Source organism: Gottfriedia sp. NPDC056225, from assembly GCF_042267765.1.
Classification (GTDB): domain Bacteria; phylum Bacillota; class Bacilli; order Bacillales; family Bacillaceae_G; genus Gottfriedia.
In genome coordinates this window covers 69369-84149 of sequence record NZ_JBHJTJ010000017.1, presented here as the reverse complement: position 1 = coordinate 84149, position 14781 = coordinate 69369, and the positions used below count along the sequence as shown (strand labels likewise).

The 14781-nt window shown below is 31.7% G+C and carries 14 protein-coding genes; 9 read left to right on the top strand and 5 right to left on the bottom strand.

The genetic code is table 11. The features are described from left to right. The first annotated feature begins 3 nt into the window (after positions 1 to 3). From ACFCYN_RS13255 to ACFCYN_RS13235, 5 genes are all read left to right on the top strand, one after another. On the top strand, positions 4 to 159 hold the full coding sequence (locus tag ACFCYN_RS13255; RefSeq protein ID WP_375949751.1) for a PRD domain-containing protein: 156 nt from the start codon (positions 4 to 6) through the stop codon (positions 157 to 159). Between the two features lie 344 nt (positions 160 to 503). Further along, positions 504 to 2555 carry a glucose-specific PTS transporter subunit IIBC gene (gene ptsG / locus ACFCYN_RS13250; protein ID WP_172445373.1) on the top strand — a complete coding sequence of 684 codons (2052 nt, stop codon included), beginning with the start codon at positions 504 to 506 and terminating at the stop codon, positions 2553 to 2555. A gap of 142 nt (positions 2556 to 2697) precedes the next feature. Then, positions 2698 to 2961 (top strand): phosphocarrier protein HPr, encoded by a 264-nt coding sequence (locus tag ACFCYN_RS13245; protein WP_025568635.1) that lies wholly within the window; start codon positions 2698 to 2700, stop codon positions 2959 to 2961. Next, a complete protein-coding gene (ptsP, locus tag ACFCYN_RS13240) occupies positions 2961 to 4670 on the top strand; it encodes a phosphoenolpyruvate--protein phosphotransferase (RefSeq protein WP_172445372.1) in 1710 nt (569 codons plus the stop codon). The genes ACFCYN_RS13245 and ptsP overlap by 1 nt, the downstream gene beginning before the upstream one ends. Positions 4671 to 4821: 151 nt before the next feature. Next, positions 4822 to 5121, top strand: a complete 300-nt coding sequence (locus ACFCYN_RS13235) for an ArsR/SmtB family transcription factor (protein WP_172445371.1) — start codon at positions 4822 to 4824, stop codon at positions 5119 to 5121. A 64-nt stretch (positions 5122 to 5185) separates the two neighbouring features. Here ACFCYN_RS13235 and ACFCYN_RS13230 read toward each other — a convergent pair whose 3' ends face one another. Beyond that, positions 5186 to 5800, bottom strand: coding sequence for a nitroreductase family protein (locus tag ACFCYN_RS13230; protein WP_172445370.1), 615 nt, complete (start codon positions 5798 to 5800; stop codon positions 5186 to 5188). A 228-nt stretch (positions 5801 to 6028) separates the two neighbouring features. On the opposite strand from ACFCYN_RS13230, the gene ACFCYN_RS13225 reads away from it, so the two are divergent. Together ACFCYN_RS13225 and ACFCYN_RS13220 are read left to right on the top strand one after the other, a co-directional pair. Then, the gene (locus tag ACFCYN_RS13225) at positions 6029 to 6919 is read left to right on the top strand and encodes an NAD(P)-dependent oxidoreductase (protein WP_172447662.1); all 891 of its coding nucleotides are present in this window, start codon (positions 6029 to 6031) and stop codon (positions 6917 to 6919) included. A gap of 24 nt (positions 6920 to 6943) precedes the next feature. Then, on the top strand, positions 6944 to 7393 hold the full coding sequence (locus tag ACFCYN_RS13220) for an RDD family protein (RefSeq protein WP_172445369.1): 450 nt from the start codon (positions 6944 to 6946) through the stop codon (positions 7391 to 7393). A gap of 77 nt (positions 7394 to 7470) precedes the next feature. On the opposite strand, the gene ACFCYN_RS13215 is transcribed toward ACFCYN_RS13220, so the two are convergent. Further along, positions 7471 to 8631, bottom strand: coding sequence for an aminotransferase A (locus ACFCYN_RS13215; protein WP_375949743.1), 1161 nt, complete (start codon positions 8629 to 8631; stop codon positions 7471 to 7473). A 143-nt stretch (positions 8632 to 8774) separates the two neighbouring features. On the opposite strand from ACFCYN_RS13215, the gene corA reads away from it, so the two are divergent. Together corA and ACFCYN_RS13205 are read left to right on the top strand one after the other, a co-directional pair. Next, positions 8775 to 9719, top strand: coding sequence for a magnesium/cobalt transporter CorA (corA, locus tag ACFCYN_RS13210; protein ID WP_172445367.1), 945 nt, complete (start codon positions 8775 to 8777; stop codon positions 9717 to 9719). Positions 9720 to 10489: 770 nt separating this feature from the next. Continuing rightward, positions 10490 to 11806, top strand: coding sequence for an ATP-binding protein (locus ACFCYN_RS13205; protein WP_172445366.1), 1317 nt, complete (start codon positions 10490 to 10492; stop codon positions 11804 to 11806). A 180-nt stretch (positions 11807 to 11986) separates the two neighbouring features. Here ACFCYN_RS13205 and ACFCYN_RS13200 read toward each other — a convergent pair whose 3' ends face one another. The 3 genes from ACFCYN_RS13200 to ACFCYN_RS13190 form a co-directional block, all read right to left on the bottom strand. Beyond that, positions 11987 to 13231, bottom strand: a complete 1245-nt coding sequence (locus tag ACFCYN_RS13200) for a DUF3967 domain-containing protein (protein WP_375949740.1) — start codon at positions 13229 to 13231, stop codon at positions 11987 to 11989. 281 nt (positions 13232 to 13512) lie between these two features. Next, on the bottom strand, positions 13513 to 13779 hold the full coding sequence (locus tag ACFCYN_RS13195; protein ID WP_375949738.1) for a phage holin: 267 nt from the start codon (positions 13777 to 13779) through the stop codon (positions 13513 to 13515). Positions 13780 to 13957: 178 nt separating this feature from the next. Continuing rightward, positions 13958 to 14497 (bottom strand): YkyB family protein, encoded by a 540-nt coding sequence (locus ACFCYN_RS13190; protein ID WP_375949736.1) that lies wholly within the window; start codon positions 14495 to 14497, stop codon positions 13958 to 13960. Positions 14498 to 14781: the final 284 nt, after the last annotated feature.

The window sequence follows — 14781 nt, the reverse complement described above, 5'->3', positions numbered from 1 at the left end:
GGAATTATCTTAAAAAAAGAATATCCTGTATGCTATGATTTAGCATGGAAAATTTTGAAATCAATCGAAACTTCATTAAATAAGAAAGCTAGTGAAGCAGAAGTAATATACTTAACGTTACATTTAGAACGACTTGTTCAAAGTAAATTTAAGGAGTAGGAAGAGGAAACTTTACTTTAAATTTGCTGACCTACTTAATGAAATTTTGGCTTTAAAGAGATAAAATATGGTTTTAAAGCTGAAAAATCATTATTATTTTAAATAAAATAAAAAAAATAGGTATTTAGGCTTGAATTTTTTAAAATCTATAGATATAATGAAAGCGAAATCATAACAAATCATATTTGAATAGTGTTACACATTAAACGTGTTACTGATTCGATCAGGCATGAGTTGAAAAAATGTGAATTATTATTCTTGGGTAGGGGAAACTATATCCAGGATTCGTAATTGTCATTTTTTCTGCTCATGCCTTTTTTGTTTGGATTAAAAGGAGGATAACAATGTTTAAGAAAATCTTTGGAGTTTTACAAAAAGTTGGTAAAGCGCTTATGCTTCCAGTTGCGATTTTACCAGCTGCCGGATTATTACTTGCATTCGGTAATGCATTTCAAAATCCACAAACATTAAAGTACTTACCATTTCTTGATGCTCACTGGTTCCAGTTAGTAGCTAAAGTTATGGAACAGTCTGGTGACATCATTTTCGGAAATCTGTCATTATTATTTGCAGTAGGTGTTGCCGTTGGTTTAGCAGGAGGAGAAGGTGTTGCTGGATTAGCAGCAATCGTTGGATTCCTGATTATGAATAAAACAATGAGTGTGTTTAAGGATGTTGGACAATACGTTGTTTTAGATAAAGCATTAAATATAGCAAAATTTGATGATCCATCATACGCATTTGTATTAGGTATTCCTACTCTTCAAACAGGTGTATTTGGTGGGATTATCGTTGGTTTAGTAGCTGCATGGGCTTATAACAAATACTTTGAAATTGATTTACCTTCTTACTTAGGTTTCTTCGCAGGTAAACGATTTGTTCCAATTGCTACTGCAGCATTCTCAGTAGTACTTGGTATTTTAATGTGTTTCATTTGGCCGCCAATTCAGCACGGCTTAAACTCATTCTCACATAATATGATTGATGCGAATTTAACATTATCCGCATTCGTATTTGGTGTTATTGAGCGTTCATTAATACCGTTTGGTTTACATCATATTTTCTATGCACCATTTTGGTTTGAGTTTGGTTCATATACTGATAAATCAGGTTTGGTTGTTCACGGGGACCAAAAAATCTTCTTCGCTCAATTAAAAGACGGAGTAAAATTAACTGCTGGTACATTCATGGTAGGTAAATTCCCATTCATGATGTTTGGATTACCAGCTGCAGCATTAGCTATGTATCATGAAGCAAAACCTGAAAATAAAAAAATCGCTGGTGGTATTTTAGCATCAGCTGCATTAACTTCTTTCTTAACAGGTATTACAGAACCAATTGAGTTCTCATTCCTATTCGTTGCACCAGTATTATTCGGAATTCACGCAATTTTTGCTGGTTTATCATTTATGATTATGCAATTATTAAATGTAAAAATCGGTATGACATTCTCTGGTGGTTTAATCGACTACTTATTATTCGGTGTACTACCAAATAGAACTGGCTGGTGGTGGGTAATCATCGTCGGTTTAGGCTTAGCTGTTATTTACTATTTCGGGTTCCGATTCGCTATTAGAAAATGGGATTTAAAAACACCTGGTCGTGAAGATGCAATCGCTGAAAATACTACAAGCAATACACCAGCTAATGAGCTACCATATGAAATTTTACAAGCATTAGGTGGAAAAAGTAATATTTCTTCATTAGATGCATGTATTACTCGTTTACGTGTACAAGTAAACTCTAAAGATGAAGTAAATAAAGATCGTTTAAAAGCATTAGGGGCTGCTGGAGTTCTTGAAGTTGGAAACAATATTCAAGCAATTTTCGGACCAAAATCAGATACATTAAAATCACAAATTAAAGATATAATGACTGGCAAAACACCAGTTATTAAAAATGAAGCACATAAAGAAACGGCTTCAGCAGTAGATACTTCAGTTGAGGAAGCTATTATTAATCCAATTGAAGGTGAAATCATCCCAATTACAGAAGTGCCGGATCAGGTATTTTCTGGAAAAATGATGGGTGATGGATTTGCGATTATTCCTTCTGAAGGGACAGTTGTATCTCCAGTAGATGGCGAAATCGTAAATGTGTTCCCAACAAAACATGCCATTGGTATTTTATCAAATGGTGGAAAAGAAATATTAATCCACATCGGTATTGATACTGTTAAATTAAATGGTGAAGGCTTTGAAGTACTTGTATCACAAGGTGAGAAGGTAACAAAAGGTCAACAATTAGTAAAAATTGATTTACATTTCATTCGCGAAAATGCACCATCAACAATAACACCTGTTGTCTTTACAAACTTAGCTGAAGGACAACAAGTTGTAATTGAAAAGCCAGGTAAACAATCAAAAGGTGAAGTAAACATTATAAAGATTAAATAATTCTAATTAAATCGACTTAAAATGTTTAATTTTAAAAGGGGCTGTATAGTTGACACTATGCACCCCTTTTAATAGAATATTTAGAGTAGGCCAAACGTCTATACCAAAAATGTAGATTTAATCACAAAGGAGATAAATGATTATGGAAAAAACTTTTAAAGTAACAGCTGATTCTGGAATTCACGCACGTCCAGCAACATTATTAGTAAATGTAGCAGGTAAATTCAACTCTGATATCAATCTTGAGTACAATGGTAAAACAGTTAACTTAAAATCAATCATGGGTGTAATGTCTTTAGGAATTCAACAAGGAACTGAGATCAAAATTAGTGCTAACGGTGAAGATGCAGAGCAAGCGATTGCAGCAATCGATGATACAATGAAAAAAGAAGGTTTAGGCGAATAATGTCTTTACATATTAAAGGTATTGCTGCTTCTAGTGGAATTGCAATTGCAAAAGCATTTCGTTTAGAAAATCCTGAATTAAATATTGTTAAGAAGCAAATTTCAGATGTTGATGCTGAAATTGCAAAACTTGACAGTGCAATTCAAATTTCTAACACTGAATTAGAAAAAATTCGTGATCATGCGAATGCTGAACTTGGTGAAGATAAAGCCGCAATCTTTTCTGCGCACATCTTAGTTTTAAATGACCCAGAGCTAGTTAACCCAGTTAAAGATAAAATTAAGTCTGAAAATGTAAACGCTGAATTTGCAATGAATGAAGTTGCTTCAATGTTCGTTCAAATGTTTGAAAGCATGGATAATGAATATATGAAGGAACGTGCTGCAGATATTCGTGATGTTACAAAACGCGTAATGGCTCATTTACTTGGCGTTACGATTTCTAATCCTGCTAATATTACTGAAGAGGTAATTATTATCGCAGAAGATTTAACACCATCTGATACAGCTCAATTAAACCGTAAGTTTGCCTTAGGTTTTACAACTGATATCGGAGGTCGTACATCTCACTCTGCAATCATGGCTCGTTCTCTTGAAATTCCGGCAGTAGTTGGAACAAAAGAAGTAACTAGTAAAATCGAAAATGGCGTTATGGTCATTGTAGATGGATTAGACGGTCAAGTAATTGTTGATCCTTCTAATGAAGAATTAGCTGAGTATAAAGCTAAAAAAGAAAAATTTGAGCTTCAAAAAGTTGAATGGGCTAAACTGAAAAATGAACCAACTGTAACAAAAGATGGACATCATGTTGAGTTAGTAGCAAACATTGGTACTCCAAATGATGTTGAAGGTGTTATCAACAATGGTGGTGAAGGTGTAGGCCTTTACCGTACTGAGTTCTTATATATGGGACGCGATAACTTCCCATCAGAAGAGGAACAGTTTGAGTCATATAAATCAGTTCTTGAAAGTATGGGTAATAAACCGGTAGTCGTAAGAACACTAGATATCGGTGGAGATAAAGAATTATCTTATTTACACTTACCAAAAGAAATGAATCCATTCTTAGGATACAGAGCAATTCGTTTATGTTTAGATCAAAAGGATATTTTCCGTACACAGTTACGTGCATTACTTCGTGCTAGTGTTTATGGGAATTTAAAAATTATGTTCCCGATGATTGCAACATTAGATGAGTTCAGAGCTGCTAAAGCTGTTTTATTAGAAGAAAAAGAACAGTTAGTAAAAGAAAATGTTCAAGTTTCAGATAATATTGAAATTGGTATGATGGTAGAAATCCCTGCGTCTGCTGTATTAGCAGATGTATTCGCTAAGGAAGTTGATTTCTTTAGTATTGGGACAAACGATTTAATCCAATATACAATGGCTGCAGACCGAATGAATGAACAAGTTTCATATTTATACCAACCATATAACCCATCTATTCTAAGATTAGTTAAAATGGTTATTGATGCTGCAAACAAAGAAGGTAAATGGGCTGGTATGTGTGGAGAAATGGCTGGAGATGAATTAGCTATTCCTTTACTAGTTGGATTAGGCTTACATGAATTCTCAATGAGCGCTACTTCAATCCTACCTGCACGTAGCCAAATGGCTAAACTTTCTAAAGCTGAGATGGAGACATTAGCTGAAAAAGCATTATCAATGTCTACAGCTGAAGAGGTTGTTAACTTAGTTAAAAGTATCTAATAAAAAAACAACAGGTTTCCCTGTTGTTTTTTTATTAATAAACCAAATCTAACTGCTCCTACTGTTGACAAATTCGCTTCTTTAATTTAGTGTATGTTTAAATTATTAAACGAATAAGATTATTTTTGGATAATAAAAGTAGGTGGAAGATTTGAGTAAAGAAGCAATTGAAGTATTTAGAGAATGTATCCCTTTGTTTCAAGCATTAAGCGATCCTTATAGACAGGATATCATTTTAATGTTGTCAGAAGGTGAAGCGCTAACTGTTAATGAGATTACTGAAAAAACTTCATTATCAAGGCCCGCTATTTCACATCATTTAAAGATATTACGTGATAATCAATTAGTACATATAGAGCAAAAAGGTACTCATCGATACTATTCTTTAGCAATTGATTCGTCACTAGAATTACTTAAGAAATTAATTGGTACTGTTGAAGAACATTGTTAATTAATCGCGAAATGGCATAAAAGGGACTCCGACTTTTGTCAGAATCCCTTTTACTTTTGATTTATTAAATCCAAATAGACATTTCTTTTGCAGAGAAACGAGATGTTTGGTGACCAGGTACTTTTTCTTTACCAATCGCAATCAGCATTGTAGGGATATAGCGATCATCAGTTAAGAAAGTCTCTTTAAATGCTTGTTCGTTAAATCCACCGATTGCACAAGTATTCCAACCTTTTGCAGAAGCGGCCATGATTAATTGCATACCGGCAAGAGAAGAATTTAAAATACCTTGTTCACGATTACGTTGTTCTGTTGCATAAGCATTTTCAACGTTAGATTTTAATTTATCTTTTGCTTCTTGAGTCATATACCCAGCTTCCACTGCTGGACCGAAAACTAAGTCAACATTCTTTGCTGATTGTGTGTCTGCTAATACAGCAATTACACATGCAGCATCTTTAATTTGTCCTTGGTTATATGCAACAGGTAATAATCTACCTTGCGCATGTTCACCGTGGAATACAACGAATTTCCAATGTTGTAAGTTCCAAGCAGAAGGTGCAGACATTGCTGCATCTAGAAGTTCAGTAATTTCACTGCTGCTAATTTCAGATGAAGAATCAAATACTCTAGTAGAGTTTCGTTCCTTAATCATTTCAAAAAATTGTTCATTTCTCATTTGAAAATACCTCCAAAACATTACATTAGATACATTTTTATGTACTTTTTTAATATAGATAGTTCTTTTATTAGAGTCAACAAATTAGGGTCGAAATAACCTAAATTTAAATAGAAGAAAAGTGTAGTGCGATATTTTAGTTTTAGAATAGCTCTAGCTTTTTTAATAATATTTTTTATGGTAGCTTTATGTATGGATAATAAAAGAGGAGTGTGTATTATGGAAGCAATTAATTTAAAAGATCTTCAAGTTGGATTTATTGGAATTGGCGTTATGGGTAAAAGTATGGCAAAACATTTAATCAATGCAGGTGCAAAATTACATGTTTATAACCGTACAAAGGAAAAAGCAAATGAATTAATTGATTTAGGTGCTACTTGGTATGATACACCTAAGGAATTAGCATCACATTGTCAGGTGATTTGTACAATGGTCGGATATCCAAGTGATTTAGAAGAAGTTTATTTTGGAGAAAATGGCATCATCCAATCCGCTTCAAAAGGAACAACATTTATCGATTTTACAACGTCAACTCCAACATTAGCTAAAAAAATAGATGAACTAACTAAATCAGTAGGTATGTCGTCTTTAGATGCTCCAGTATCAGGTGGAGATTTAGGAGCAAGAGAGGCAAAATTAGCGATCATGGTCGGTGGGGAAGAAAAAACATTTCATAAAATGTCCACATTATTTAATGTTTTAGGAAAAAATATTGTTTATCATGGAAATGCTGGGAGTGGACAACATGTAAAAATGTGTAATCAGATTGCAATCGCTTCAGGTATGTTGGGCGTTTGTGAAGCAATTGCATATGCGAAGTCAGCAGGTTTAGACGGTGAAAAAGTATTAAGTAGTATATCTACTGGTGCAGCTGGAAGCTGGTCATTATCTAATTTAGCTCCACGTGTATTAAAAGGTGATTTCGAACCTGGATTCTATATTAAACATTTTATAAAGGATATGGGAATCGCAATTGAAGAAGCAGAAAAGATGGAATTAAATCTTCCAGGACTTTTACTTGCTAAAAAATGTTACGATGAACTGTCTAAAAATGGTTTAGATGAAAAAGGAACACAAGCACTTTATACTTTATATGATCCATCTCACCACATTCAATAATAATTAATGAATAGAGGTTTACAAGTGCAGAATTTTCAATTTGCAAAGTTTTATCAACGATTAAGTGCGTTCATATTCGATACGTTTATTGTTTCAGTAGCCTATGGAATCATTATTGCGATCATTACGATGAATCCTGAAAAGCTATTAAGTCGATTTAATTCTACATCAGGAAATTCGACTCTAGATTTAATCGTTATTTCAATAATAATGCTCATTTTATTTGTAATCGTTCCGAAATTTAACAGAGGAATGACATTCGGTCAGAGATTTCTAGCTATTAAAATGATAAAAGATAATTATGAAGAAACGACTATGCTTACATTCTTAATCCGTTTTATTATTATAGCCGCTCTGTCAGTTCTATTTTTAGGTGTTCCATTAATTATTAATGTTTATTTAATGTTATTTAGAAAAGATCACAAAACAATTCAAGACTGGCTATTTAAAACAAGTGTTATTCAAACTAGATAAGTTAAAGACGTGATTTCTACTTGGAATCACGTCTTTTTAACATTAAATAAAAAGTACTATTAAGGGGCAGTCTACTTTTAATTTCTAAGACTTGTTACAAACGCTTCTAATCGATCACAAGCAGCTTCTAATTCTTTCATTGAATACGCGTATGAAAGGCGAATGAATGAATCACCATATTCAGAAAAAGCTTCCCCAGGGATAACTGCTAGATTATGTTTTTCTACTAGATTTAATGCGAATTCCATGGATGGCATATTGAACTCTTTAATTGATGGAAATAAATAAAATGCACCTTCTGGCTTAATACAAGAAAGACCCATCTTTTCTAATCGATCAACCATATAATCACGTCTTATTTTATATTCTTTTGCCATTTCAATTGGCGAATCAATGCAATCAGTTAATGCTGTAATTGCAGCATATTGAGAAATTGATGTTGCACATGATACGTTGTACTGATGCACTTTTAAGATTTCCTGGGCTAAATAAACAGGTGCAAAAATAAAACCAATTCTCCAACCAGTCATCGAATGTGACTTACTAAGGCCATTAATGACAATTGTCTTATCTCTCATACCAGGGAAACTTGCAATTGAAATATGAGTGCTGTCATATGTAAGTTCACTATAAATTTCATCTGATAATATGAATAAATCTTTTTCAGATAAATAATTAGCTAAATTCTCAAGTTCCTCTTTTGTTAAAGTTACACCTGTTGGGTTATTTGGATATGGTAAAACAATACAACGTGTTTTTTCTGTTATATATTCATCTAATAATTCAGGCGTAATTTTAAAGCCATTGTTAGATGTATCGACAAAAACAGGTTTTGCCCCACATGTTGTTATGATTGGTGCATACCCAGGATAGATTGGTGCAGGAAGAATAACTTCACATTCATCATTAAGAATTGTCCTAAAAGTAACATCAATTGCTTGACTAGCACCTACTGTAACGATAACCTCGTTTGCTGGGTCATACGATAGAGAATATTTTGTCTTTAAAAAATTAGATGCTGCATTTCTAAGTGCTGGTATTCCGGCATTAGGAGTATAGACTGTTTGATTTTGATTAATGGCGTTTATTGCTGAATCTTTAATTGGTTCCGGCGTTGGAAAATCCGGTTGACCTAATGTTAATGCTATTACATTCTCATATTTTTCAATTTTTTGGGCAAATTTTCTAATACCTGAGATTTGAATTTCTTTTACATTTTGATTAATAAATCTTTTCATACTAAATCCCTCTACTTATTATTTTTTATAAAAAAAAGTACACATCTTAATCTGTTTATAAATGAAATTTCCTTCATTTTACCATATAATATAAAAAGTATTTAGTAGTGAAATAATTTGATTACCTAGAGAAGGTGTATAAAATGTTACAAGTAATAGGAGTAACTAAAAATAAAGTAATCGATCGAAATATATCGATTGCTGAGGCAAAATCAAATAAATATCTATGGTACTGGGTTGATATTAATGAGCCAACTCAAGAAGAGATTTCACTTTTATCAACTGAATTTAATTTTCATCAACTTGCCATTGAGGATTGTTTAGAATATGTACAAAGACCAAAGCTAGATTATTATGAAGGATATCATTTTTTAATTTTGCATGAATTAAACAAACTAGACCTAGAGGAAACAGAGCTAGATATATTTGTAAGTGATCATTATGTGGTCACATTCCACATTCAGCATAGTCCCTCAGTACAACTTGTTTTAGATAATATACTGACTGATCGTCGGGCATCCAAGAGCCCACTTCATTTAACTCATCGACTCATTGATGAGCTTGTAGATAGTTATTTTCCACTAATCTATCGTTTAGAGGACGAACTATCTGATTTAGAAATTGATCCGCTACGAAAAGAAGTAAGCAATGTAGTAGAGAGATTATATGATATAAAATCAGATTTATCGAAATTAAGGAAAACAATCTTACCAACTCGAGATTTATTATATCGAATCTTAAACTCAAATCGATTTAAAGATATATCCGAGCATCGAATTTATTTTGAAGATATTCATGATCATTTAATGAAGCTCTCAGATATGATTGAAACAAATAGAGACTTAGCTTCTGATATTAGAGAAAGTTACTTTTCATTAAGCTCAGAAAAAATGAATAATATAATGAAAACATTAACAATTATTTCGTCTTTCTTTTTACCACTAACGTTTATTGTAGGTTTATACGGAATGAACTTTCACTATATGCCAGAGTTAGCTTGGAAATATGGCTATTTATTTATTCTAATTTTAATGGGATTTGTAACGATTTTAATGTACATATTTTTTAAAAGGAAAGGTTGGTTTTAAGTCGTTTAAGCATACATATAACTTTAGATAAAATAATCAAATAAAACAGAGTAGGAGTATTCTAATGAAAACACTGAGCTATTTAAGTTTTTCACTGCTTTATCTCTTAGGATTATTTTTATTACTAGACTTTGTATTCAAGTTTCAAAATACGACTTTTAACAATATTTATTACGCTGTCTTATTCCCATTTCTAGGCCTATTTTTGATTGGTATTTATGCATCATTGCCAAAATTCGCAAACAAGATTACTAAGTCGGGTTTATCTTATCATTCAAACGAAAAGCTAAAATGGTTTGCTTTAATAATTTTACTGATCATTCTTTCGTTAATTATGATAATAAGGTTTGGTACATACCCCAATGTATTAGTAACTATATTATCTATTTTTGGTTATGTCCTCTCATTAATTACAGGATATAAATTAATAAGGTTCATAAATAAAAACAACTTAGAATAAAGCAGAGGCCTTTAATAGGGCCTTTTTAAATTGATTTGTATCGCGGCTTTGTCGAGAGAATTATAGAGTAAAGAGTATTGCGATCAAACTAGAATTCTACTACTCGACTAATTGATATATCTGGAATGTTTAGTGATTAAAGTTTAGTCCTCAATGACTTCACCTTGACGACTTTTCTTATATTTTAGAATTCTTTGTAATAATGTGACGTACTATGTCAAAATGTTTTTTTCGAATTTTTTGTATTAATAATTAGAACTTTTAATAACTATGTTATAATTTGTTGAAAGAAGGGGTGGGGGGCACTTTAATGCTGCAATTAAAAGATTTATTAATTCAATTTGCAATCATAATCATTCCGGTCTTTTTATATGAAATGTTTTGGCTAAGTAGATACCATAATACAAGTCCAAAGCAAAATAGAATACTAGTTGGATTGCTAACTTTTTTTAATATTTTTATTTGCTTGCTTTACCCAATTCATATCAGTAAGAGCATGGCTATTACTTTTAGTATTTTATTAATCTATTCATCTATTTTGTACGGTGGAAGATGGATCGGAACAATGATTATTTTTACGAAAGCAGTTTTTGTCTATTTACTATATGGTTTATCATCATTAAAATCTTTTCCTTTTGAGTTGATTTCTTGTATTTTACCATTTATCGTATCACCACAATGGGTAAGTTTTTCAAAACGAAAGAAATTTGCTCTTAGTATCTTAATGCCAATCTTATTTTCATTTAGTATGATCTGTTTACTTTATTATGAAGCAACAGTCAATGGGATAAAAGAGTACCAAACAGATAAAACGATTTTTTCAGCATGCATCTTTTTTACTGTTTTAACGATTACGATGTTATTCCATGTTTATTTAAGAGAATTTTTATTTGAAAATGCTGAAATTAGAGTTCAAATGCAAAAGTCGGAAAAATTAAACATGGTAAGTGAACTTGCGGCCAGTGTTGCGCATGAAGTTAGAAACCCACTTACTGTTGTAAGGGGTTTCATTCAATTGATTGAAAATCAAGAAAGTGGAACGAATAGAGAATATATGAAACTTGTATTAACCGAACTGGACCGGGCGGAGAATATTATTTCGGACTACTTAAATCTAGCTAGACCTCAAATTGAAGAGAAAAAAATCATTAATATGACCGAACAATTGAATGAGGTTACTACTTTAATGTCAACTTATGCCTCTTTGCAAGGCGCATTTTTACAAGTAAATGTTAATGAAGATATGTATACTGTTGGAGATCGAGCTAAACTTAAACAAGCAATCATTAATGTCTTAAAAAATGGTGTAGAAGCAATTAAAGACACTAAAGGTTATATTAAGATTGAAGCAAATATGGAGAAGGTAAAAGATAAAGAGTACATACGAATCATTGTAAAAGATAATGGAATAGGCATGTCGAAAGCTCAGCTTGATCGTTTAGGACAACCTTTTTATTCGTTGAAAGAAAAGGGAACAGGATTAGGATTAATGGTTACGTTTAGTATTATTGAGGCGCATAAGGGTACGATTGAATATTTAAGTGAAGAAGGCAATGGTACAGAAGTTCATATAATGTTACCAGCATATCATCAAGAACAAAGTGAAGAGATTCAATTAAAAGAATAAAGAGAGGTTAATGATCCTCTTGTACTAACTTCGAACGCTCGTTTTCTAAAGTCAGCAGGTTGTTCATTCGTATGGATCAGGTTGAAAAATTTAATTTTTATTTTTAAACAAATAAAGAGAAGGGAGGATTCCCTTCTCTTTTAAAGATATCATAATCTATAAGTGCTAATATAAAACAAACTATTTTACTGATTTTGGTTTAAAAAAGAGTGATTTTATTGCATTTTTCCAATCTCTTTCTTTTGAAGCAGCAACCATTTTCTTCGTTTCCTGCAACTCTCTAATCATTCTCATTAATTGAGCGTCCCGACCGGATTCTTTCGATTGAATTTCTTCAAATATTTGTTCTAATTTTTCGTCTTTTTCTTCAATAACAGCAGCAAGCTCTTGGAGCTCTTCACTTTTTTCTTCAACTGAAATTAATATTTGTTCTAATTTTTGATCTTTTTCCATGTGCTGTTTTATTAGAGTTTGATTTTGAGTTAGTATTTGTTCATTCTGAAACGCTAGATTCGTAATTTGTGACATGAATTCTTCAAACATAATTTGATTAGTATTTGTCGGAACAAAGGTCGTAACTTTTTCTTTTGACACAATTTGATCAATTACTATTTTTGATTCGTTTAAATTTGTACGAATAGCTTCATCAGGAAGTTTATTATTTTCTTCAAGTATTTGTTCAACAGTCATTTCTTCAAAGTGATATTCTTTGACTACTTCATCCTGTTGCGATAATATAGGAGCTTCGTTCATTTGATCTAATTCTTCTATTGATTGTTTGTCGGGTATTCCTTCAAATGTTACTTCCTTGGATACGGATTCTTCAATCGGTTTTTTTTCAATTAAAATGGGTTGCACTTCTAATGGCGTTTCCATTAGTGGCTGTTCGACTACAGTTTCTTCTCTAATTACTTCTTCGATTAATTCACGTTCTGCACCATTTTCTACTAATAAAGTTTCTTCTTGTAAATGACTAATTAATTCGGTTTCATTTTGAATTACAACTACTTCATCTAAATTTTCATTTTCTTCTTCAATTATTTCATTTTTATTTTTTATGTCAAAATCATTATGTATGTTATCTTCTAGAGGATTTTGCGGGGCATTTGATGTAATTTGTTCATCATTATTTAAAGTTATTTCATTTTCACTAGTTATGGCAACTTCTGCAATCGTTTCAGCAAGGCTTTGATTTAATAGGTTATTTAAAGCGGATTGTACGGCTTGTGATAGATTTTCATCTTTTTGGTAATCTTTCACAATCAGTTGAAATAATTCAAAATCACTTTGATTATAAATCCTAGTATCTTGATTTTTTGTAAACTGGTATGCATTTTTTTCTAATTCCTTACTAATTTCTCTAACGCGAGACTTACCGATCTTTAATTTCTTTGAAATGTCTTTACTTGTAAAAATTACTGACATTTTTTATCCTCCTGAAAAATGTGTGTTTTTAGAACATTCAATACAGAGTTAAACTTTTCCTACTTGTTTTAGTTAAAATAATTCTACAATGTATAACAAAGTGCATATGATTATACCGATTAAAATCAATATATGAGGAAAAACAGTGAAAAATAGTAAATCTTACTAAAAAAATAGCATAAATTGGGGTGAAAAAAAGAGAGTGAAATAATGTTTAATCACTCTCATACTAAAAATTTAAAAATGTAATCAAATCGTTCAAAAAGTAGAATAATAGTAATCTATTGGTCCGAATTTGTAGTATTTTTATTTGCTTTTTCTAATCCAGCTTCTTGAAGTAATGATTTTTGAGCTTGTCCTTTTTTACCTAAATAATTATGCTTAGCACCGAAGTATAGAATAAACAGGAATGAAATGATATTAATTACCGCATCAATTTGATCGTTATTTAGGAATTTAAACCCAAAAGAATTCACTAATAATTGAAGCGCAAATAAGAACCCAGCAACATAACGAATAATATCTTGTAAGTTATTATTACCGAACATATTAATCACCCCCTATTAATAGAGTATGCTTGTCCGTAAAATATGGTGCAAAAGTATAGGAGGAAAGGAGTAAAAGAAAATATAAGGAGATTAGAAGTGCACAAGAGTAGGTATAAAGAAAGGGAAATATTTTCTTAAGATTTTAAAATCTCAAGAAGATATTTCCCTTAGCACTTAACTATCTTTGTTGTTTACCTTTATTTTTACGAATTGGTTCACTCGGAAAAGTAAATGTAGAATTGTTTAGAAATGAAGAAGTTTTTAGAAATTGTCCTGGGGTATTTTTTCGGTGATTAGATCCGTGTTTTATATTACTTACGGATTTAACGTTATCAATACCTAAGAAATGTTGAAGTATCTTTTTTGCATAGCTTAATGACATGGATACTTTTGGATTTCGATGAGTATTTTCTAAAATTCCTAAATGTGGCAGCAGTTTAAAGTCTTCTTTTAAAGGAGGTATATGAAAGAAAAAATCTCCACAAGCAATTAATACGTCAGATTGTTGTTTACTTGCTCTAGGGTTATTGGAAAAATGTAATCCGACTTTTTTAGCAATTCCTTTATCAATAAGTTTTATAATAGCTTGTCTTTTTAGTGAATATAACTCACTTGGTTCAAGTGCAGTTTTAGCATGTTTATTCACAACAAATATTGCCTGAAAAATTTCTTCATTTGTAAAATTTAGTTTATTCAGGCCAGGATCTTTCGGTTTCATGTTTCTATGTTACCTCCAAAATAATAGATATGAGTATATTATATCTTTAGTTTTAATTTTTTCAAATCAAATCTAGAGAAGTGGTAATTTAATTAAAAAGCTAATCGAAATAATATTCATTAAAGCGACTAGCCTTTTGATGTTTTTAGTATGGATATGGACCTAGATTACCAGGATTATTTAAACCTGCATTTCCAGGTAAATAGGCACCTGGATTTACTGGTGGGTATGGTTGTGGATTACCAGGGAAAGCCCCGCCGCCATATGGAGGATAACCAGGGAAT